Source organism: Ramlibacter algicola (assembly GCF_016641735.1).
Lineage (GTDB): Bacteria > Pseudomonadota > Gammaproteobacteria > Burkholderiales > Burkholderiaceae_C > Ramlibacter > Ramlibacter algicola.
In genome coordinates this window covers 2943442-2960486 of the sequence record NZ_JAEDAO010000001.1, presented here as the reverse complement: position 1 = coordinate 2960486, position 17045 = coordinate 2943442, and the positions used below count along the sequence as shown (strand labels likewise).

At 69.5% G+C, this 17045-nt stretch carries 21 protein-coding genes; 8 read left to right on the top strand and 13 right to left on the bottom strand.

Translation table 11 applies throughout. The annotated features are described in order from the left end of the window. Nucleotides 1-13 precede the first annotated feature (13 nt). The gene (locus I8E28_RS14395; RefSeq protein WP_200788732.1) at nt 14-715 is read right to left on the bottom strand and encodes a TetR family transcriptional regulator; all 702 of its coding nucleotides are present in this window, start codon (nt 713-715) and stop codon (nt 14-16) included. A 119-nt stretch (nt 716-834) separates the two neighbouring features. On the opposite strand from I8E28_RS14395, the gene I8E28_RS14390 reads away from it, so the two are divergent. Both I8E28_RS14390 and I8E28_RS14385 read left to right on the top strand, forming a co-directional pair. Then, nucleotides 835-1794, top strand: coding sequence for an ABC transporter substrate-binding protein (locus tag I8E28_RS14390; RefSeq protein WP_200788731.1), 960 nt, complete (start codon nt 835-837; stop codon nt 1792-1794). Nucleotides 1795-2376: 582 nt separating this feature from the next. Beyond that, nucleotides 2377-3207 carry a class I SAM-dependent methyltransferase gene (locus tag I8E28_RS14385; RefSeq protein WP_200788730.1) on the top strand — a complete coding sequence of 277 codons (831 nt, stop codon included), beginning with the start codon at nt 2377-2379 and terminating at the stop codon, nt 3205-3207. Nucleotides 3208-3238: 31 nt separating this feature from the next. On the opposite strand, the gene I8E28_RS14380 is transcribed toward I8E28_RS14385, so the two are convergent. The 3 genes from I8E28_RS14380 to I8E28_RS14370 form a co-directional block, all read right to left on the bottom strand. Next, the gene (locus I8E28_RS14380; RefSeq protein WP_200788729.1) at nt 3239-4330 is read right to left on the bottom strand and encodes an extracellular catalytic domain type 2 short-chain-length polyhydroxyalkanoate depolymerase; all 1092 of its coding nucleotides are present in this window, start codon (nt 4328-4330) and stop codon (nt 3239-3241) included. 133 nt (nt 4331-4463) lie between these two features. Next, on the bottom strand, nt 4464-4682 hold the full coding sequence (locus I8E28_RS14375) for a hypothetical protein (RefSeq protein ID WP_200788728.1): 219 nt from the start codon (nt 4680-4682) through the stop codon (nt 4464-4466). A gap of 58 nt (nt 4683-4740) precedes the next feature. After that, complete coding sequence (locus I8E28_RS14370; RefSeq protein WP_200788727.1) at nt 4741-4908, bottom strand: hypothetical protein; 168 nt, start codon at nt 4906-4908, stop codon at nt 4741-4743. Between the two features lie 209 nt (nt 4909-5117). Here I8E28_RS14370 and I8E28_RS14365 point away from each other — a divergent pair, with 209 nt between their 5' ends. Further along, on the top strand, nt 5118-5384 hold the full coding sequence (locus tag I8E28_RS14365; RefSeq protein ID WP_200788726.1) for a hypothetical protein: 267 nt from the start codon (nt 5118-5120) through the stop codon (nt 5382-5384). A gap of 50 nt (nt 5385-5434) precedes the next feature. Here the strand turns inward: I8E28_RS14365 and I8E28_RS14360 are convergent, their stop codons facing one another. Genes I8E28_RS14360 through I8E28_RS14345 form a run of 4 tightly spaced genes read right to left on the bottom strand, consistent with a single transcriptional unit; the run spans nt 5435 to nt 6301 of the window. Further along, nucleotides 5435-5650 (bottom strand): BON domain-containing protein, encoded by a 216-nt coding sequence (locus I8E28_RS14360; RefSeq protein ID WP_200788725.1) that lies wholly within the window; start codon nt 5648-5650, stop codon nt 5435-5437. After that, nucleotides 5647-5877 carry a hypothetical protein gene (locus I8E28_RS14355; RefSeq protein WP_200788724.1) on the bottom strand — a complete coding sequence of 77 codons (231 nt, stop codon included), beginning with the start codon at nt 5875-5877 and terminating at the stop codon, nt 5647-5649. The genes I8E28_RS14360 and I8E28_RS14355 overlap by 4 nt, the downstream gene beginning before the upstream one ends. After that, nucleotides 5874-6074: a hypothetical protein gene (locus tag I8E28_RS14350; RefSeq protein WP_200788723.1), complete on the bottom strand. Its 201-nt coding sequence runs from the start codon at nt 6072-6074 to the stop codon at nt 5874-5876. Before I8E28_RS14350 ends, I8E28_RS14355 begins: the two co-directional genes overlap by 4 nt. After that, nucleotides 6071-6301, bottom strand: a complete 231-nt coding sequence (locus I8E28_RS14345) for a hypothetical protein (RefSeq protein WP_200788722.1) — start codon at nt 6299-6301, stop codon at nt 6071-6073. Before I8E28_RS14345 ends, I8E28_RS14350 begins: the two co-directional genes overlap by 4 nt. Before the next feature lie 150 nt (nt 6302-6451). Between I8E28_RS14345 and I8E28_RS14340 the strand changes: the two genes are divergently transcribed. Beyond that, complete coding sequence (locus tag I8E28_RS14340; RefSeq protein WP_200788721.1) at nt 6452-7624, top strand: sensor histidine kinase; 1173 nt, start codon at nt 6452-6454, stop codon at nt 7622-7624. Between the two features lie 30 nt (nt 7625-7654). Here I8E28_RS14340 and I8E28_RS14335 read toward each other — a convergent pair whose 3' ends face one another. After that, nucleotides 7655-9478: a S8 family serine peptidase gene (locus tag I8E28_RS14335; protein ID WP_200788720.1), complete on the bottom strand. Its 1824-nt coding sequence runs from the start codon at nt 9476-9478 to the stop codon at nt 7655-7657. 110 nt (nt 9479-9588) lie between these two features. On the opposite strand from I8E28_RS14335, the gene I8E28_RS14330 reads away from it, so the two are divergent. After that, nucleotides 9589-10074 (top strand): RDD family protein, encoded by a 486-nt coding sequence (locus I8E28_RS14330; protein ID WP_200788719.1) that lies wholly within the window; start codon nt 9589-9591, stop codon nt 10072-10074. A 47-nt stretch (nt 10075-10121) separates the two neighbouring features. Here the strand turns inward: I8E28_RS14330 and otsB are convergent, their stop codons facing one another. From otsB to I8E28_RS14315, 3 genes are all read right to left on the bottom strand, one after another. After that, entirely contained in the window at nt 10122-10874 is a 753-nt protein-coding gene (gene otsB, locus I8E28_RS14325; protein ID WP_200788718.1) for a trehalose-phosphatase, read from the bottom strand. A gap of 156 nt (nt 10875-11030) precedes the next feature. Then, the gene (locus tag I8E28_RS14320) at nt 11031-11606 is read right to left on the bottom strand and encodes a YdeI/OmpD-associated family protein (RefSeq protein ID WP_200788717.1); all 576 of its coding nucleotides are present in this window, start codon (nt 11604-11606) and stop codon (nt 11031-11033) included. Continuing rightward, nucleotides 11603-12571, bottom strand: a complete 969-nt coding sequence (locus I8E28_RS14315) for a LysR family transcriptional regulator (protein WP_200788716.1) — start codon at nt 12569-12571, stop codon at nt 11603-11605. The genes I8E28_RS14320 and I8E28_RS14315 overlap by 4 nt, the downstream gene beginning before the upstream one ends. A 93-nt stretch (nt 12572-12664) precedes the next feature. Here I8E28_RS14315 and I8E28_RS14310 point away from each other — a divergent pair, with 93 nt between their 5' ends. The 3 genes from I8E28_RS14310 to I8E28_RS14300 are packed head-to-tail and all read left to right on the top strand — an operon-like array spanning nt 12665 to nt 16153. Beyond that, nucleotides 12665-13873, top strand: coding sequence for a CoA transferase (locus I8E28_RS14310; protein WP_200788715.1), 1209 nt, complete (start codon nt 12665-12667; stop codon nt 13871-13873). A gap of 5 nt (nt 13874-13878) precedes the next feature. Beyond that, on the top strand, nt 13879-15153 hold the full coding sequence (locus I8E28_RS14305) for a DUF1254 domain-containing protein (protein WP_200788714.1): 1275 nt from the start codon (nt 13879-13881) through the stop codon (nt 15151-15153). A gap of 31 nt (nt 15154-15184) precedes the next feature. Then, a complete protein-coding gene (locus I8E28_RS14300; protein WP_200788713.1) occupies nt 15185-16153 on the top strand; it encodes a Bug family tripartite tricarboxylate transporter substrate binding protein in 969 nt (322 codons plus the stop codon). 125 nt (nt 16154-16278) lie between these two features. Here the strand turns inward: I8E28_RS14300 and I8E28_RS14295 are convergent, their stop codons facing one another. After that, nucleotides 16279-17043, bottom strand: coding sequence for an SDR family oxidoreductase (locus tag I8E28_RS14295; RefSeq protein WP_200788712.1), 765 nt, complete (start codon nt 17041-17043; stop codon nt 16279-16281). Nucleotides 17044-17045 lie beyond the last annotated feature (2 nt).

Below are 17045 nucleotides of genomic sequence, written 5' to 3'. Positions count from 1 at the left end.
ACCAACTGGTTGATCAGGTGGAGAGCTTTCGAGGCTTGGCCCGCTTGGCGGGAGACGCCGCGTCGGGTCGAAGCGCATTGAGGGTGAACGCGATGACGTGCCGGCGCCGCTGGGCCAGGGCCGGGCGCGAGCCCAGCTGGCGGCCGAAGATCGCGGACAGCGTGTAGTTGTTCGAGAAGAAGAAGTACGAGATCCCCGCGATCGAGATGTAGAGGTCGATGGCGTCGTAGTCGTCGCGGAACACCCCCGCCGCCACGCCACGGGCCAGCGTGGCCTGCAGCATCTCGACGAACGGCATGTGCATCTCCTGCAGCGGCCCGGATTCGCGCAGGTGCTCGCCCTTGTTGCGGTTCTCGTCCGCGAGCATCGCGATGAACTCCGGGTGCTCCGCCAGGTAGTCGAAGGAAAAGCCCACGAGGACTTCCATCGCCTGGATGGGGCCCAGCTCGGCCATCGACAGCTGCCGCTCCTTCTCGCGGATCCTGGCGTAGACCGACGCCAAGGCCACCTGGTACAGGCCCTGCTTGCTGCCCCAGTAGTGGTAGACCAGCTGCTTGTTGACGCCTGCACGGGCTGCGATCTCGTCCACGCGGGCGCCCGCGAAGCCCGCGCGCGCGAACTCCGCGACGGCAGCGGCCAGCAGCGAATCCTGGGTGGCGGCAGGGTCGCGCTCTCGCCGCGCGGGGCCTGCTGGGGCGGGGTTCCTGGTGGGCACGGTGTTCTTCCTCGATTGATTATCAACCAAACAGTTGGTATAAGAACGCCATCGTCGCCATGCGACATCGACCTGGAGCGCCCTCGATGAGATCCGTGCTGTCGGCACTCGCTGCCGCAATGTTGTTCAGTGTTGGCGCGGCGTCGCACGCCGCCGAGAACGTCAGCCTGATGTTGAACTGGACGCCCACCGCCGACCATTCGCCGATCTACTACGCCAAGTCCAAGGGCTGGTACAAGGACGCGGGCATCGACCTGAGCATCGAAAGCGGCAAGGGGTCGGCGGTGTCCGCGCAGCGCGTCGGCTCCGGCGGCACCCCCATCGGCATCTCGGACCTGCCGACGGCCATGCAGGCGCGCGGCAAGGGCGCGGACCTGACCGCGGTCATGGTGATCTACGCCAACAGCCCCCAGGGGTTCTACTGGCTGAAGTCGTCGGGCATCACCGGGCCGAAGGACTTCGCGGGCAAGAAGATCGGCAACCCGCCCGGCGACGCTGCCCGCCTGATGTGGCCGGCCTTCGCCAAGAAGACCGGCATCGACCCGAACGCCGTGACGTTCGTCAACGTGAGCCCGCCGGCCAAGGTCGCTGCCCTCAAGTCGAAGTCGGTGGACATCATCAGCGACTTCTACAACGAGCACGACCTGAAGGCGCGCGAGTTCGGGGCCGACCTGGGCTTCGCGCCGTGGCGCGAGAACGGCGTCAACGTCTACGGCAACTCGCTGCTTGTCAACAGCGCCTACCTGGCGAAGAACAAGGATCTCGTGCGCAAGTTCGTCGAGATCACGCAGCGTGCGTACGACAGCTGCGTCAAGACCTTCGACCCGTGCCTGCAGGCGTTGATGGCGGACGTCAGCGGCCTGAACGCCGACAACCAGCGCGACCAGTGGGAGCGCATCAAGCAGCTGATGCGCGACGACACCACCACGAAGGTGGCGCTCGGCGCGTTCGACGCCAACCGCGTGAAGGCCGACTACGCCCTCGTGCAGTCGCTGATCGGCATCGACAAGGCCTTCGAGCCGACCACGATGTTCACCAACGACTTCCTGGACACCAAGGTGCGCATGACGGCCAAGTAGCCGTCAGGGTCCAAGAGCCCGATGCAAGAAGCGGCCCACTGGGCCGCTTTTTTTGTTCGACCCCGTGAGATCACCCCAGACTGCGTTTGGAAGTTTGCTGCTCTCCGGCTTGGTCGAACACACCGCTTGCCAAGTCCCTGGTGAATCGGCTTGTCCACGCTTGCAGTGGATAGCACCGACTGCTGGAACCGGTCGAGATCTCAACGCCTCGATCGCTGATGCTTGCGATGAAGACTTCCGGGTCTCTCCCGCCCAGGACGACAAGATTGCGAACGAGCCTGTGGAGTCCTCGTGCCAGTGAGCGCATGTTTCGATTCCCGCCACGCGAGTTGTCATCATCGCCCTCGCACCCCAGCCCACGTCAGTGACGGACGTCCTGTTCTTGTTGCAGACCTCTCCATCGGCGCGCGTGACAAGAGTCCCATTGCGAGCGGGATGGCGAGAGCGTAGAAGTGGGTCGGCCGGTCGAGGATGTGACCGTCCCAGGCACCGCGTCTGCGACTTCCTGGCCGAGCCCTTTCGCGAACACCGCGCCGAAGGCGCCTGCCTTGGCACGATGCCCCAACCACCAGGAGACGAACGATGGAACAGCAAAGCGCCATTGCCGGGCACTGGGCCAAGGGTGACGTGTATGCGCAGGTGATAGCCACGCTCGAGAAGATGGGCAAGCCCCTGCGCGGACTCACCGTCGAGGACCTGGCGCCCGTGGATCACTTCCATGCGCGCGGCTTTCCCGCGACCGTGGATCTCGCCGACCGCCTCACGATCGATGCTGGCGACCAGGTGCTCGACATTGGCTGCGGGATTGGCGGGCCGGCCAGGTACATCGCAACGCGGTTCGGCTGCCACGTGACCGGGATCGACCTCACGCCGACATTCGTCGCCGCGGGCCGCAAGCTCACGGCCTTGCTGGAGCTCGAGGACCGGGTCGCGATGGAGGAGGGCGATGCCCAGCATCTCCCCTACGCCGATGGAAGGTTCGACGGTGCGCTCGCGCAGCACGTCACGATGAACATCCCGGACCGAAGCCGGTTCTTCGCAGAAGCCGCGCGCGTCCTGAAGCCGGGCGCCTTTTTTGCGCTGACCGAACACGGCCTGGGGCCCGCCGGCACGCCGCATTACCCGCTGCCATGGTCGGAAGACGGCAGCGGTGCCTACCTGGTGACGCCCGCTGAGACGCGCAGCTTGCTCCAGCAAGCGGGGTTCGAGGACGTCGAGGTCGAGGACACGGGCGACAAGTACCTTGCCGCCTACAAGAAGGTCATGGCGCTCGCGGAGCAAGATTTGCTGCCGCCCCTGGGGGTCCACATCCTGCTGGGGGCGAATGCGCGCGACAAGACGCGCAATGCCGCACGCAACATCGAAGAAGGCCGGACGCATCCCATCCAGGTGATCTGCCGCAAGCGCGCGTGAGGGCCCGGTCCGTGATCACGGGCCGGCCCGATCACTGCACCCCGGCCACCCGCTGCACCATCGAATACAGCACCTGCATCTGCGCCCCGCTCTTGAGCGCGTAGTCGGGGTCGAGCTGGTTCGAGTAGCCCCACCAATCGAAGCACGCATTCGGGTTGGTGGGGTCGGGCGCCGAGGTGGCGACCGTGTCGGGGTACAGCACGACCAGGCCGTTGGTGTCGGCCCACTCGTTGATGCCCGCCTGGGTCACCCACTTGTCGCCGACCAGCGCAGCCTGCTGCTTGCAGCCGTGCAGCGCGAGCACCATCCCGCAGGTCTTGCCCATCGCGCAGGACTTGGGCACGAACACCGAGCCGGTGGGCGCCAGCGACACGTTCGGCCCCGCGCCGAACTCCGTCTGGTCGAACGCCATCAGGCTGCCCTGCAGCTTGCCGTTGTTGCGCGGCGAGAGCGAGCCCAGGAACATCGTCAGCCACGTCTTGACCGAGTCGTAAGGGCTGCCGTCCTGCTGCAGGCAGCGGACCATGAACGGGCTGCCCGCCGTGCCGCAGGCGAGCTCGCCGTCCGGTGACTCCCAGCCGTGCGCGGCGGGGAAGGTGTTGTCGAAGCGCACCTTGGCGCCGTAGCGCAGGTACTCCGCATTCAGGTCCGCCATCTCGAGCGGATGGACGGTCGCGTCCTGGGTGCCGGACCACAGGTAGACGGGCTGCCCGCGCAGGTTCGACATCGGATCGATCGTGCCGAGGGCCGACTGCGTCTCCAGGTAGGTCTGCGATTGCGCCAGCGTGCTGACGTACGAGGCCTGGCCCGTCGGCAAGGTCTGCCCCCCGCAGTTGGTGAGCGCGGTGGCCACGCCGCCGGCGCCTGCGCACCAGTAGACACCACCCGCATAGACGGCCGCGCCCTTGAACGTGGACGAGTGCGCGACGTGCATCTGCACCGCCGCGAACCCTCCGGACGAAATGCCGGCCACGAAGATCTTCGCGGGATCGATCTGGTACCGCTGCAGCCTCACCACCGGCGCCGGCCCCGGTTCGGGCGGTGCTGCGGCGGCCGTCATCGGCGCGGTGATGGTGGCCAGGACGGCGACCAGAAGGATGGAGAGCTTGCGCTGGGATGGCATCGCGTTGGCTCCTTCGAGACAAGCCCATCCTCTAGGCAAGCAGCCATTGCCCTTTGTAGGACGCGCCCGCTGGCAGGCCTGCTGAAAAACCGCGACCTTCGGGCGCGCAATCGGCCCGGCTTGGCGCGCGCGGCTACGCGCGGTCGGCTTGACGCGCGATGCGCAGGCACTCGGCCAGCGCCTGCGTCGCGCGCCGTTCCAGCGCGGTCACATCCGTCGCACCCGGCCGGGTGGGCGGCGTGCACCGCTCTTCATCACTCACGCGGAACGTGTGCTTCGCACGCGCGACCGCGTTCTGGGCAATGCGCCATTGGAGTGCCGCGTCGGCAAGTTGGGGGTTCCGCCAGGTCATGGCGGCGAGAGTCCCACAGCTCAACAGACGCGGGTGTAGGACGGCACCGACTCTTCCGTCAGTGCGGCGTGCTCTTCTTCTCGCCGTGCTTGTTCGGGCCCGTGGGGCCCTTCGAACGCGAGGCCTTCTTGGCGACGGCCTTGTCGGACACGGCACCGCTGGAGCGGTCCTTGCTCTTGCCGGCGTGCGTCTTGCCGCCCTTGGAGTCCTTGGTCGATTGGGGCATGGTGTCTCCTTCATCGGCCGGTGATCGGCCTGTCGTCATCTTGGTCCGCCTGCGAGCAGTGCGTGTCGGGTGTGGGGACGCATCACGGTAGGACGCCGCTGCGACGGCGCGCCGCGCTGCTCGGCCGTCCCGGCGACGTGCGTTGGCGCGCGGCCTACACCTCGCCTCGCCTGGCGTGCATAGACTGGCCCGAACCGAGGTCCACCACCATGCAGACGAGTCCCGCCACGCCGATCCCCGTGCCCGAAGTCGAGGCCGACGAGCCCGTCGCCGTCATTCCCGTCGCCAGCGTGGCGCCGCTGGATGGCGCGCCCGACGGCGAGCGGATCAACACGTTCGCCATTGCGCCGGTCCGCGAAGGCGGGAGTTGGGGCCGTTGGGGCGACGACCTGCGCGAGCGCGTGCTCGGCAAGCCGCTCACCGCGGTCGCTGCCGCGTTTGCCCTTGGAGTGATCTTCGCGCGCGTCCTGCGCTGAGACGCAGGAAGGCGCCAGCGCCGCCCCAGCTCGGCGTGGGGCAGGGGCCGCTAGTGGGTCGCCAGCACGCGCAGCTGGGCCGTCGTGCCGACGACGCCGGCGACACGGGACACGGCTTCTTCCACTTTCCACCGGTCGACGGCGCGCGTGACGGCGCCGCGCAGCGCCACCCACCCCTGGTCCACCTGGATCTGCACGGCCCCGTGCGGTACCAGTCGGTCGACCACCTGCTGGCAGTCGCGCCGCAGTTGCGCATCCTGTGTCATTCGCGTCCCCGGCCGGACAGCCGTGCCTCGTCGACGGCGTCGGCGAGCAGCTCGTGGCGGTAGCCGGCGAAGCGGAACCCGCAGCCGTCGAACTGGATGCCGTGCGCGGCCATGACGGCGCGCTCTTCGCCCGTCGGATTCGCTAGGGGCGGTTCGTGCTCGCCGGCCGGGCTGGTCTCCCCGCCGTTCGTGCGCACCAGGCGCAGCCAGGGCGACTGCCTGTTCACGGTGAGCCCCTTGCGTCCGGGTCCAGGCGCGGATGCGCGGCCAGCCGCAAGCGGGCCAGCTGGAGTTCGAGGGCTTCCACGAGGAAGTACGACTCGAGGTATTGCTCGCTCGTGCCCGCGCGCTGGAGCATCGCGGTGGCCTTCGTGGCGCGCTGCAGTCGGTCCTGAACGGCCGTGATCGTCTCGGGGGCGGTCATGCTGCGCTCCACGACGAGCTGGCCCACGCGTGGCGGATCGCGCGCGATGGCGACACGTATCGCGACGGGCCGCTGGTCTGTCCGACGTCGGACAGCAGCCGCTGCCGCAGGCTGCACAGGCCCTCGCCAGGTCGTTCGCCCGTTCGGCCGGCACATTGGTCCAGCGTCTCGTGCTCTGCGCGCGGGGCGGCTTGCAGCGTGAAGTGGGTGTAGGCGTGCGGTGTCATGGGCAGTTCCTCGTTGCCCCATCGTGCGCGTCGCGACGGGCGCGCGCGGCCGGCAGATGCAACTCTTTGTCCTGTGCGAGCCGCGACCGGTCCGCGGCGCGGCGCGGTGGTGCAAGATGCCCCTTTCCCGTCGAGCTGGAGCAGCTGCGCATGACGATTGCCGATTTCACCGAACAGCAGCTAGGCCCCATCGTCGATGAGTGGGTGGAATTCGCCCGCACGCGGGTCCCGCCGTCCCACGACTTCACCCGCGAGGAACTGGCCGACCACGCGAAGGTGCTGCTGCTGGCCATCGCCGCGGACATGCGGCAGGCGCAGGGGGCGGAGGCCAGGCACGACAAGGCGCAAGGCAACCAGGCCGGCAACGCCCCCGCCCTGACCCGCATCGCGCGCGAGCATGCCGCGCAACGCTTCGAGCAGGGCTTTTCCTTCGACCACCTGGTGTCCGAGTTCCGCGCCTTGCGCGCCTCGGTGATCCGGCGCTGGGTGGCCCGGCCGCAGCAGCCCGACCGCTCCGACCTGGAGGAGATGACGCGTTTCGGCGAAGCGATGGACCAGGCGCTGTACGAGTCGGCGTCGCTCTATGCGCGCAAGGTCGAGGACTCGCGCAACCTCCTGCTGGGCGTGCTCGGGCACGACCTGCGCACGCCCATCGGCGTCGTCCAGATGAGCGCGCGGTACCTCCTGCAGTCGGACACGCTCGACGGCCCGCAGACCAAGGCCGTCGCGCGGATCCTGACGTCGTCGGAGCGGATGACGTCGATGGTCAAGGACATCCTCGACTTCACGCAGACCGCCTTCGGCGTCACGCTGCCCATCTCGCCCGCCCCGGCGGACATGGAGGCGATCGCGAGGTCCATCGTCGGCGAGGTGACCACGCTGCGCCCGGACTGCCACGTCGATCTCTCCGTCGCGGGGGACCTGCATGGCCGCTGGGACGGCGACCGCATCTCGCAGATGCTCGCCAACCTGCTGGCCAATGCCGCCCAGCATGGCGATGCCTCGGAGCCGATCATCGTCCGTGTGCGCGGCGAAGGCGACAAGGTGACCTTCAGCGTCACCAACAAGGGAACGCCGATCCCGGCGAATGCGCAGAAGACGCTGTTCCTTCCGTTGCGCCAGGCGCCGGCCAGCGAGGGGGAGCGCAAGGCCGGGTCGTCCGGCCTGGGGCTGGGGCTGTACATCACGCGGGAGATCGCCATGGCGCACGGCGGAAGCATCGAGGTGGCCTCGGACGACAAGTCGACGAGCTTCCTGGTCAGGCTGCCGCGGGTGCCGCCTGCGGGCAGGGATCGGCGGGCGCATGGCGACGGGAATCGATGACGACCATCCCGTGCAATTCCTGCTGCCGTTTCAGGGCTCGTAGCCCACCGCCTCCAGCGCCTTCTTCGGGTTCACCAGCGTCCGCCGGCCATCCTCGCTGCGGTCCGCCGTCTTGCGCATGATCTCGACGACTTCCGTCGGCTTCAACGCCGGCTTCACCGCGAGGATCTTGGCGGCCAGGTTCGCGACCTGCGGCGACGCCATCGACGTGCCGGACAGCGCCACGCGCTTGCCACCCGGCAGGTAGCTCTCCACCTGGTAGCCGTTGGCGTGCAGCAGCACGGTGGGGCCGTAGCTGGTGAAGGCGGCTTCGTCGCCCGCCTTGTCGACGGCGCCCACGGCCACCATGTTGGGCAGGCCCATGCTGGCGGGGTAGTCGTCGTTGAACGTCGCGTCGCTGTCGCTGTTGCCGGCCGCGGTGACGAACAGCACGTCGGGCAGCGACTGGAACATCTTCTTCAGCGCGGCGTAGTGCACGTCGAAGTACTTGCGAGCGATGGCCTTGCGTTCGGCCTGGTCCTTGCCGATGCCGCACTGCTCCAGTTCCACTTCGTACGAGCGCAGGTCGCCGCCCCAGCTCATGTTGACCACGCGCGCCTTGGCGTCGCGGATGAACGCGCCGTACTGCGCGAAGGTGTCGGCGGCGCGCTGTTGCAGTTCGGGCGTGGGGCAGGGATCGGGCAGCAGCGTGTGGCCGAACTCGATGCGGGCATTGGCGATGCGCGCGTACGGGTTGCCCGCCATCGCGATGCCCGCGACGTGCGTGCCGTGCTCGTAGTTGCCCATCAGCCGCAGTTCCTCGATCGTGGACTTGTACTGGTCCTGCGTCAGTTCCGACAGCAGCTTCTTCACCTGGCTGGCCTCGGGGCTGTCGATGTCGGACTGCAGGTCCGAGAAGCCCTTGCTGTAAGCCAGCAGCTGGTCCAGGCGGGCCCGGGTCGACGCGGGCAGCGGCTCCAGCGGCGACGCCGACGGCTGGTAGTACTTGTCGAAGGCGATCACCGCCGGCTTGCCGCCTTGCAGCACCTGGCGGCCCGGGAACAGGGGCATGTCCACGCCGCTGTCCCAGACCACCATCGGCACGATCGCGTACGGCCGGCCCTCGACCAGCGTGACGTCACGCGCCGCCCAGATGTCGGGCTTGTCGACCTTGTTGGCGGCCAGGTAGGTCGTGTACGCCTGCAGCAGCGGCTGCTTGAGCGGCAGCACGAACTGCAGCGTGTAGCGCGCGCGAACCAGGCCCGGCGCCAGGTCCGAACTCAGCGCGCCCGTCTGCTTGGCCACTGGCTGCAGCATGTTGCGCACGCGGCCCAGCGCCAGCGTCTCGCCCGTCGTTTCCAGGGCGGCCTTGGTCGCCTGCACCTCGTTGCGCACGACCAGGAACGGCATGCCCGCCAGATGCCCGGACAGCGCCTTCGTCAGTTCGGCCGGGAACTGCGGCGATTGCAGGCTGCCGGTCTTCTTCACCGCCGCGACGACGGCACGCGGGATCATGGACGAGACCAGCTTGTCGGCCGGCTTTTCTTCCAGCTTGCGGATCTCGTCGGCGACCTTCAGCGCGTTGTCCCAGCGGCCGTCCAGCATGTCCAGCCGCAGCAGCGTGCCGAGCAGCTCGCGCTTCTTGGACGCGTCGGCAATGTCGTAGGCCTTCAGCGTTTGCTCGATGTCGCGGCGCACGGGGGCGGCAAAGACGGCAAAGCGCTGCGGGTCGCGCACGATGGCCTCCAGCTCGCCCTGCACGGGATAGCTGAAGCGGGGCAGGTCGTCCGCGCGCTCGGCGCGCTTGGGGGTTTGGGCGAACGCGCCGCTGGCGAGCAGGGCGGCCAGCAGGGTGGAAAGCAGGAAGCGGTTCATGGCGGCTCCGGGAAAGTGGCGCGAGGATAGCGGATGCCCCCGTCGTCCCCGCGGAGTCATTGGACCCGCGCCTCCGTTGGACAATGCTCGCCTCGGAGGAGGGAGCTCACATGCATGAAGAGTGGGAATACGTCGGCTTCTGGGCGCGCACGGTCGCCGCCATCATCGACCTGATCCTGCAGGTGATCATCTGCGCGCCATTGACCATGGCGGTCTACGGCACGTGGACGTCCCCGGACGGCCGCTACTTCCAGGGGCCCTTCGATGTCGTGATCAATGCCGTGCTTCCCGCGGTGGCCGTCATCGCGTTCTGGCTGTGGAAGGGCGCAACGCCCGGCAAGCTCGCGATGTCCGCCAGGGTGGTCGACGCAGACACCGGCCATCCGATGACGACCGGCCAGGCCGTGCTGCGCTATGTCTCGTACATCGTGTCGGCGCTGCCGTTGTTCGTCGGCTTCTTCTGGGCCGGGCTGGACCGCAGGAAGCAAGCCTGGCACGACAAGATCGCGGGCACGGTCGTGATCCGGCCCGCCGGCAACGAGCGCGTGCGCTTCCCGTCCGAGCCGGCCTTCAAGCAGACCGAGCCTCGCTTCTAAGTTGCGATGCGGCTCCTTTGCGGGAGCCGCGGGGAAGCAGCAGGCGCTCAGGCGCCGAGATGCAGCAGCATGCGGTCCAGCACCAGCGCCACTTCGGCGGTGCTGTCGACGAAGAAAGCGGCGCGTGAACTGGCATCCTCGCGGCCGACGCGGATGGTCAGCCAGTGGGGCGGCGCGGAGGCGAACACGGGCTCGTCGTTGACGTCGTCGCCGACGAAGATCGCGCAGTCGGTGCCGCACACGTCCACCAGGTGGTGCACGGCCCGGCTCTTGTCCGGCGCGTCGGGCAGGACCACGTTCTCGACCATCTTGCCGCCGAAGGTGCGATACCGGCCTTCCAGCGGCTGCAGCACGCCGCGAATGGTCGCGAGCGCCTGCTCGGGCCGGCGTGCCAGCCGGTAGTGCAGGGCGATCGACAGCCCCTTGTCCTCCACGCTCACGCCCGCCGCGGCCAGGGCCTGCGCTTGTGATGCGAGCAGCTGGCGGGCCGCATCGAGTTCGGGGCCGTGGGTCGCGAGCGCGTCCTCCTCCATCTCGCAGCCGTGGTTGCCCACCACGAAGTGCGGCTGGAAGTCCAGCCGGCCGCTGACGTCGGCGCGGCTCCGGCCGCTGATGACCGCGACCGGCAGGTGGCGGCACAGGCGCGCGAGCTTGCCGGACACGGAGCGCGAGACCCTGGCCTTCTCCGGCGTCGTCGCGATGGGCGCCAGGGTGCCGTCGAAATCGAAGGCCAGCAGCGGCACGCGCCGCAGCGCGCCCGCGAGTGCCGTTTCGCCCCGCCCTTGCAGGAGGTGCGGCATGCGGGAAGAGGTGGTGGAGCCGAGGGTCGCCAAATCGTCGATCGGGGTGCGTGCCGCCCGCATCGATGCGGAGGCGGGATGCCGCAGCGCGGCTTGCGGGACTATGTTGCCACAAATGCATCGGAGGGGTCCGCGCCGGGCCGGCGCCGCACGGCGTCAGCCGTGAATCTTCTCGCCCCGCGCCAGCATTGCCACCAGCGTCCCGATCCGTCTCGCCCGCGTCTCCGGCCGCTTGGCCGTCTGCACGCGCCACAGCACGGCGTAGCGATTCGTGCCATCCAACTGCGCGAAGAGCCTACGCGCCTTCGGCGCGGCGTCGAGAGCGGCTTGCAGGTCAGGCGGCACGGCGGCCGTGCTCGCGCTGTCGTAAGCGGCGTCCCAGCGTCCGTCTGCCTTGGCGCGTTCGATCTCCGCCAGCCCGCTCGGCTGCATGCGGTCCGAGGCGACCAAGGCCTCGGCCTTCTCGCGATTGACTTTCGACCACAGGCTGCGCGCGCGCCGGGGCGTGAAACGCTGCAGCCAGTGCTGGTCGTCCAACGCCTTCTTCTGCCCGTCGATCCAGCCGTAGCAAAGCGCGATGTCGACGGCTTGCGCGTACGTGACGGTCGGCCGCTCCGCGCCCGCCTTCGCGATCAGCAGCCAGGTGCCGTCGGACGATGCGTGGTTCTTGCGCAGCCAGGCCTCGAACGCTCTGGCGGTCGCGAAGCGAAGGGGATCCGGGTGGGTCGTCATTTCTTCGACGCGTCGCCGCCCCGCGCCGGCTTCCCGAACTTCCGCAGCGCCTCCGCCAGCCCTCGAACCAGCGGCGGCGCTTCCCCCGCGGACCGCCGCGTGTACAGCCCGATCGAGGGCAGCGGCACCGCGGGCGCGACGGGCAGGCGGCGCATCCCGCCGCGCGCCACTTCATCCTGCGCATGTTCCAGCCGCGCCGCGCCGAGCAACTGCAGGTCCAGCCGCAACAGGCTCCCGACGGTGACGGAGGAGAGGACTTCGACGGCCGGCTCCGGCGGCGGCAATCCCTGGTTCAGGAAGGCCGTCATCAGCGCCTGCCGCACCAGCGTGTCCTTGGGCGGCGCGACCCATGCCAGGCCGGACAGGTCGTCCCACGCCAGCTTGCGGCGGCGGGCGAGGGGATGGCCGTCGGCGCATAGCACGCACAGTTCGTCGGCCAGCAGCAGTTCGGGCCGCAACAGGGGCAGCAGGTCGCTCGCGAGCAGTTCCGGCGTGATGGCGCCGAACACGGCGTCGAGCTCGCCGTCCAGCAGGCGCTGCACGAGGTCGCGCACGCGCCCCTCCTGCACCTGCACGCGCGCGCCGGGCACCTGGTGCCGCAGGTGCGCGATCGCACGCGGCACCGACGCCGTGACCGACAGAGTGCCTAGCCGCAGCACGCCACTGGCGCCGGCACGCAGGGCGTCCACCTCCTCGCGACCGCGTTCCAGCTCGCCGAGCATGACGCGCGCGCGGTAGACCGCCGCCTGGCCCAGCGCGTTCGCCAGCACGCCCTGCGGCGTGCGCTCGAATAGGCGCGTGCCGAAGCTGCCCTCGACCTCCACCAGCATCTTGCTCAACGCTGGCTGGCTCAGGTGCAGCCGCGTCGCGGCGGCGCGCATGGTGCCGGCCTCGGCCAGCGCCACCAGCAACTCGAGGTGCCGCAGGCGCAGGCGCCGGACGAGGAAATCGGGTGGGTGGGGCATCGCGGTGGGCCTCGGCGGCCGATCACCGGAAGTTATCACGCCATCAGGAATCTCGATTTTCCAGCGATCAGGCGCGCGGCTATCGTGGGTCCCGTGCAAAGCAGTCCTTCCCAAGCACGCCGTCCGGCCGCACCGCTCGCCGGCGTGCGCGTCATCGACCTGGGCCAGTACATCGCCGGCCCCGGTGCGGCCATGGCGCTCGCCGAACTCGGCGCCACCGTCACCAAGGTCGAACCGCTCGGCGGCGACCAGGCGCGCCACATCGGGCGCTACGGCGAATCCATGATCCGGGCCTACAACCGCGGCAAGCGCTCGATCGCGCTGGACCTCAAGAGCGATGCGGGCCGCGACGTCGCGCTACGGCTCATGGGCGAGAGCGACGTCGTGATCCAGAACCTGCGTCCTGGCGCCGTGGACAAGCTGGGCTTGGGTCCGGCCGCCGTGCGCGAGCGCTTCCCGCGCGTGATCTACCTGTCGATCACCGGCTTTCCGCGTGGCGGCCCGTCCCACGGCCGGCCGGGCTACGACATCGCGGCGCAGGCCGAGAGCGGCCTCATGGCCGTCACCGGCGAGCGCGATGGCCTGCCGCAGAAGGTCGGCGTGCCGATCGTCGATGCAGCCGCCGCGCAGCTGGGCGCGCAGGCCGTCTTGGCGGCGCTGTTCGGGCGCGAGCGCAGCGGCGTCGGCGAGACGCTGGAGGTGTCGCTGCTCGAAACCGCGTTGAACCTGCAGGCCGCCACCTGGTGCGAGTACCTCGCCGGCGGCCCCGAGCCCACGCGCATGGGCCACGGCCAGCCGCACAACGCGCCTGCCGCTGAACTCGTCGCGACACGCGACGGCCATGTCGTGCTGTCGGCCTATGCGCAGGAGCACTGGCAGCGCTTCTGCCGCGTCGTCGGCCGCGACGAGCTGGTCGACGATCCCCGTTTCGCCACCAACGAACTGCGCGTGCGGCACCGCGCCGACCTGCGCCAGGTGCTGCAGGAGTGCCTGTCCGGCTTCACGAGCCAGGAATGCGTCGACCGCCTCGGCGGGCAGCAGATCGTGGTCGGTGCCGTGCGTCCCTACCGCGACGTGCTGGCCAGTCCCGACGTGACCGGGGGCGAGCTGCTCGTGCAGGCGCGCGGGCCGGATGGCGAGAGCTATCGCGCGCTCGGCTTGCCTTACCGCCTGGGCGACGCGCCCCGTCCCGAACCCGCCGCCGCGCCCGGGATCGGCGCCGACGGCACCCTCGTGCTCTCGGAAGCCGGCTATGCGGCCACCGACATCGCGGCGTTGCGCCAGGCAGGCGTCGTCCTCTGAACACCATGGACCTTTCCACGCTTTCCACCCTCACCACGTTCGACGCAGCGCGAGCCGCGGTCATCCAGACCCTGCCGCTGTTCGAGATGATGCGCATGCGTGCCGCGACCACGGCGCGCCGGCACCCGAAGCACGGCTTCGCCGGTGCCGACGCCGCATCGCGCATGCGCTGGGTCAACCAGTTCACGCACACGCACCGCCGCCTCGGCCCCGACGACCGCGAGGTGGTCAGCCCGAACAACGACACCGTCTACAGCAACTCCTGGCTCGACCTCTCGGAAGGGCCGGTCGTGATCGAGACGCCCGACATGGGCGACCGCTACTGGACGCTCGGCCTGCTGGACGCGTGGACCAATCCGTTCGCCTACGTCGGCCGGCGCACCACGGGCAACCGCACGCAGCGCACGCTGGTGCACGGACCCGGCTGGCGTGGCGAGGTGCCCGCGGACATCTCGAACGTGATCGCCTGCCCGGGGCAGGACGTCTGGCTGATCGGCCGGGTGCTCGTCGACGACAAGCCCGGCGACGTGGACGAAGTGCGCGCGTTGCAGGTGCAGTTCTCGATGCGTCGCCTCGACGGCAGCGATGCGGCGATGCGCGTCGACACGCGGCTCGACGGCCGCACGGTCGACGTGCCGCTCGCGCCGCTGTACCGGCTCATCGTCGACGAAGCACTGGCGCGCAATCCCTATCCCGCGGGTGAGCGGCCGCTGTGGCCGGGCGCCGGTGACGAGTTGACCAATGCACTGCCCGCCGTGTTCGAGGAACTGCGCCACGCCGACCAGCCGCAGGGCCTCGGCGGTGGCTGGGCGCTGCCCGTGGCCGTGCGCACGCACTGGGGCGACGACCTGGTGACGCGTGCCCGCGTCGCGCGCAACCTCATCGGCGCGCTCGGCATCGAGGAAGCGATGTACCCGACGGCCGAAGTCGATGGCGAGGGCCAGGTGCTGCACGGCTCGAACGCGTACGAACTGCGCTTCCCGCCGGGCGCGGGGCCGCGCGTCGGCGCGTTCTGGTCACTGACCATGTACCGTCGCAGCGATTGCCTGTTCGTCGCCAATCCCATCCACCGCTATTCGATCGGCGACCGCACGCCGGGGCTGCGCGCGGAGCCGGACGGCAGCCTCGTCATCCGGGTGCAAGCCAACGACCCGGGCGCCGGGTTCAACTGGCTGCCCGCGCCGCCCGACGAGGCGTTCTACGTCGTGCTGCGCCTGTACCAGCCGCAGCGCGAGCACCTGGATTTCCACTACCGCTACCCCTCGCTGCGCCGCCTCTGACGCGGCATCCACCAGAACAAAGGAGACGACCATGACCCTGACCCGCCGCCACCTGCTGGCCGCTTCGGCCCTCGCGCCCTTCGCGCTGCCCGCCTTCGCCCAGGCCTGGCCCTCCCGGCCCGTGCGGCTGGTCTGCCCGTATGCCGCCGGTGGTTCCAGCGACATCCTCACGCGCGTGTTGGCCGACTTCCTCTCCACGCGCCTGGGCCAGGCGGTCGTGGTCGACAACAAGCCGGGCGCCGGCACGCGCATCGCGAACGACCAGGTGTCGAAGGCGGCGCCCGATGGCTACACGGTGCTGCACGCGGCGGCGCCGATCGCGATCGGCGAGTCGCTGTACCCGAACCTGCAATACGACATGCGCAAGAGCTTCGAGCCGGTCGTCAGCACCGCGATCGCGCCGCTGTTCCTGGTGGTCAACGCGAGCAAGCCGTACAAGACGCTGGCCGAATTCGTGCAGTGGGGCAAGGCCAACCCGAACGGCTTCACGTTCGGCTCGCCGGGCGCCGGTTCCGCACCGCACCTGACCGCCGAGATGTTCATCCGCGCCGCCGGCGGCAAGGGCCTGGTCGCGCAGTTCCAGGGCGACGCGCCCGCGTACACCGAACTGCTGGCCGGCCGCATCGACGCGACGCTGACAGCAGTGTCCACGGCCAAGCCGCACGTCGACTCGGGCAAGCTGCGCGTGCTGGCGGTCGCGAACGAGCAACGCACGCCGCTGCTACCGGACACGCCCACGTTCGCGGAAGGCGGCGTCCCGGGCGTGGTGGGGTACGGTTGGTACGGCGTGATGCTGCCCGCGGGCACGCCGGCCGCGATCGTGCAGCGCCTGAACACCGAGTTCAACGCGGCGATCGCCGACCCCGAGGTACGCCGCAAGGCGGAAGCCGCCGGCCTGCAACTGCGCGGTGGTTCCGCGGCGGACTTCCGCGCCTTCCTCGACGCCGAAGCGAAGAAGTGGGCGCAGGTGATCAAGACGGCCAACATCAAGGTCGAGTGATGCGGCGCGACCGCAGGCGTCTCCACACGGATCATGAGGAGCGATCGTAGAAAGAGAAAAGCCCCGGGCAGCACCGGGGCCTGCGAGAGTCGGCCCTCAGCGGGCCAACCGATCGCGCCATGGCGTCACGCCATGAAGAACCCGCCGTTGAGGTCGATCACCGCACCGTTCACGAACCCGGCATCCTCGGACGCCAGGTACACGATGGCAGCTGCGATCTCGTGCGCCTTGCCGATCCGGCCGACCGGAATCTGTGTCGCGTAGTCGGTGTTCTGGCCGGCACCGCCGGCGGCGCCCATCAGCGTGTCCACGCGGCCGGGAGCGACGCTGTTGCAGGTGATGCCGTCGAGCCCGAACTGTGACGCGATCGAGCGGCTCAGGCCGAGCAGCGCCGCCTTGGACGCCATGTAGGTGGCTCCTGCGACGATGGACTTGCTGCGACCTGCCAGCGAGGCCACGTTGACGATGCGGCCCCAGCCCATCTCGCGCATGCCGGGGATGAAGTGCTTGCACATGCGGAACGCGGCGTACAGGTTGACGTTCATCACCAGGTCCCACTCGGCCTGCTCGATCTGCAGCAGCCCGTTGGATCGGCCGTTCACCTTGGGCGAGATGCCCGCGTTGTTCACCAGCACCGACGGCGGGCTCCAGTGCTTGACGGCCTCGGCGATCGCCTGTGGCGCGTCTGGCGTGCCGATGTCGACGGTGACCGCGACGGCGCTCCCCGCCGGCAGCCCGGCGGCGCTGTCGCGCACCAGCGGATCGCGATCGACCAAGGCGACGCGGTAGCCCTCGCGCACGAGGCGCGTCGCAGTTTCCAGTCCGATGCCGCGGGCCGCGCCGGTGATCACCGCGGTGCGCGGGTGGGCCGGCGGTTGGGTGACGTCCATGC

Coding starts and splice junctions, on each gene's coding strand:
- I8E28_RS14390 (WP_200788731.1), top strand. CDS start 835: ATGTTGTTCAGTGTTGGCGCGGCGTCGCACGCCGCCGAGAACGTCAGC.
- I8E28_RS14385 (WP_200788730.1), top strand. CDS start 2,377: ATGGAACAGCAAAGCGCCATTGCCGGGCACTGGGCCAAGGGTGACGTG.
- I8E28_RS14380 (WP_200788729.1), bottom strand. CDS start 4,330: ATGCCATCCCAGCGCAAGCTCTCCATCCTTCTGGTCGCCGTCCTGGCC.
- I8E28_RS14375 (WP_200788728.1), bottom strand. CDS start 4,682: ATGACCTGGCGGAACCCCCAACTTGCCGACGCGGCACTCCAATGGCGC.
- I8E28_RS14370 (WP_200788727.1), bottom strand. CDS start 4,908: ATGCCCCAATCGACCAAGGACTCCAAGGGCGGCAAGACGCACGCCGGC.
- I8E28_RS14365 (WP_200788726.1), top strand. CDS start 5,118: ATGCAGACGAGTCCCGCCACGCCGATCCCCGTGCCCGAAGTCGAGGCC.
- I8E28_RS14360 (WP_200788725.1), bottom strand. CDS start 5,650: ATGACACAGGATGCGCAACTGCGGCGCGACTGCCAGCAGGTGGTCGAC.
- I8E28_RS14350 (WP_200788723.1), bottom strand. CDS start 6,074: ATGACCGCCCCCGAGACGATCACGGCCGTTCAGGACCGACTGCAGCGC.
- I8E28_RS14345 (WP_200788722.1), bottom strand. CDS start 6,301: ATGACACCGCACGCCTACACCCACTTCACGCTGCAAGCCGCCCCGCGC.
- I8E28_RS14340 (WP_200788721.1), top strand. CDS start 6,452: ATGACGATTGCCGATTTCACCGAACAGCAGCTAGGCCCCATCGTCGAT.
- I8E28_RS14335 (WP_200788720.1), bottom strand. CDS start 9,478: ATGAACCGCTTCCTGCTTTCCACCCTGCTGGCCGCCCTGCTCGCCAGC.
- I8E28_RS14330 (WP_200788719.1), top strand. CDS start 9,589: ATGCATGAAGAGTGGGAATACGTCGGCTTCTGGGCGCGCACGGTCGCC.
- otsB (WP_200788718.1), bottom strand. CDS start 10,874: ATGCCGCACCTCCTGCAAGGGCGGGGCGAAACGGCACTCGCGGGCGCG.
- I8E28_RS14320 (WP_200788717.1), bottom strand. CDS start 11,606: ATGACGACCCACCCGGATCCCCTTCGCTTCGCGACCGCCAGAGCGTTC.
- I8E28_RS14315 (WP_200788716.1), bottom strand. CDS start 12,571: ATGCCCCACCCACCCGATTTCCTCGTCCGGCGCCTGCGCCTGCGGCAC.
- I8E28_RS14305 (WP_200788714.1), top strand. CDS start 13,879: ATGGACCTTTCCACGCTTTCCACCCTCACCACGTTCGACGCAGCGCGA.
- I8E28_RS14300 (WP_200788713.1), top strand. CDS start 15,185: ATGACCCTGACCCGCCGCCACCTGCTGGCCGCTTCGGCCCTCGCGCCC.
- I8E28_RS14295 (WP_200788712.1), bottom strand. CDS start 17,043: ATGGACGTCACCCAACCGCCGGCCCACCCGCGCACCGCGGTGATCACC.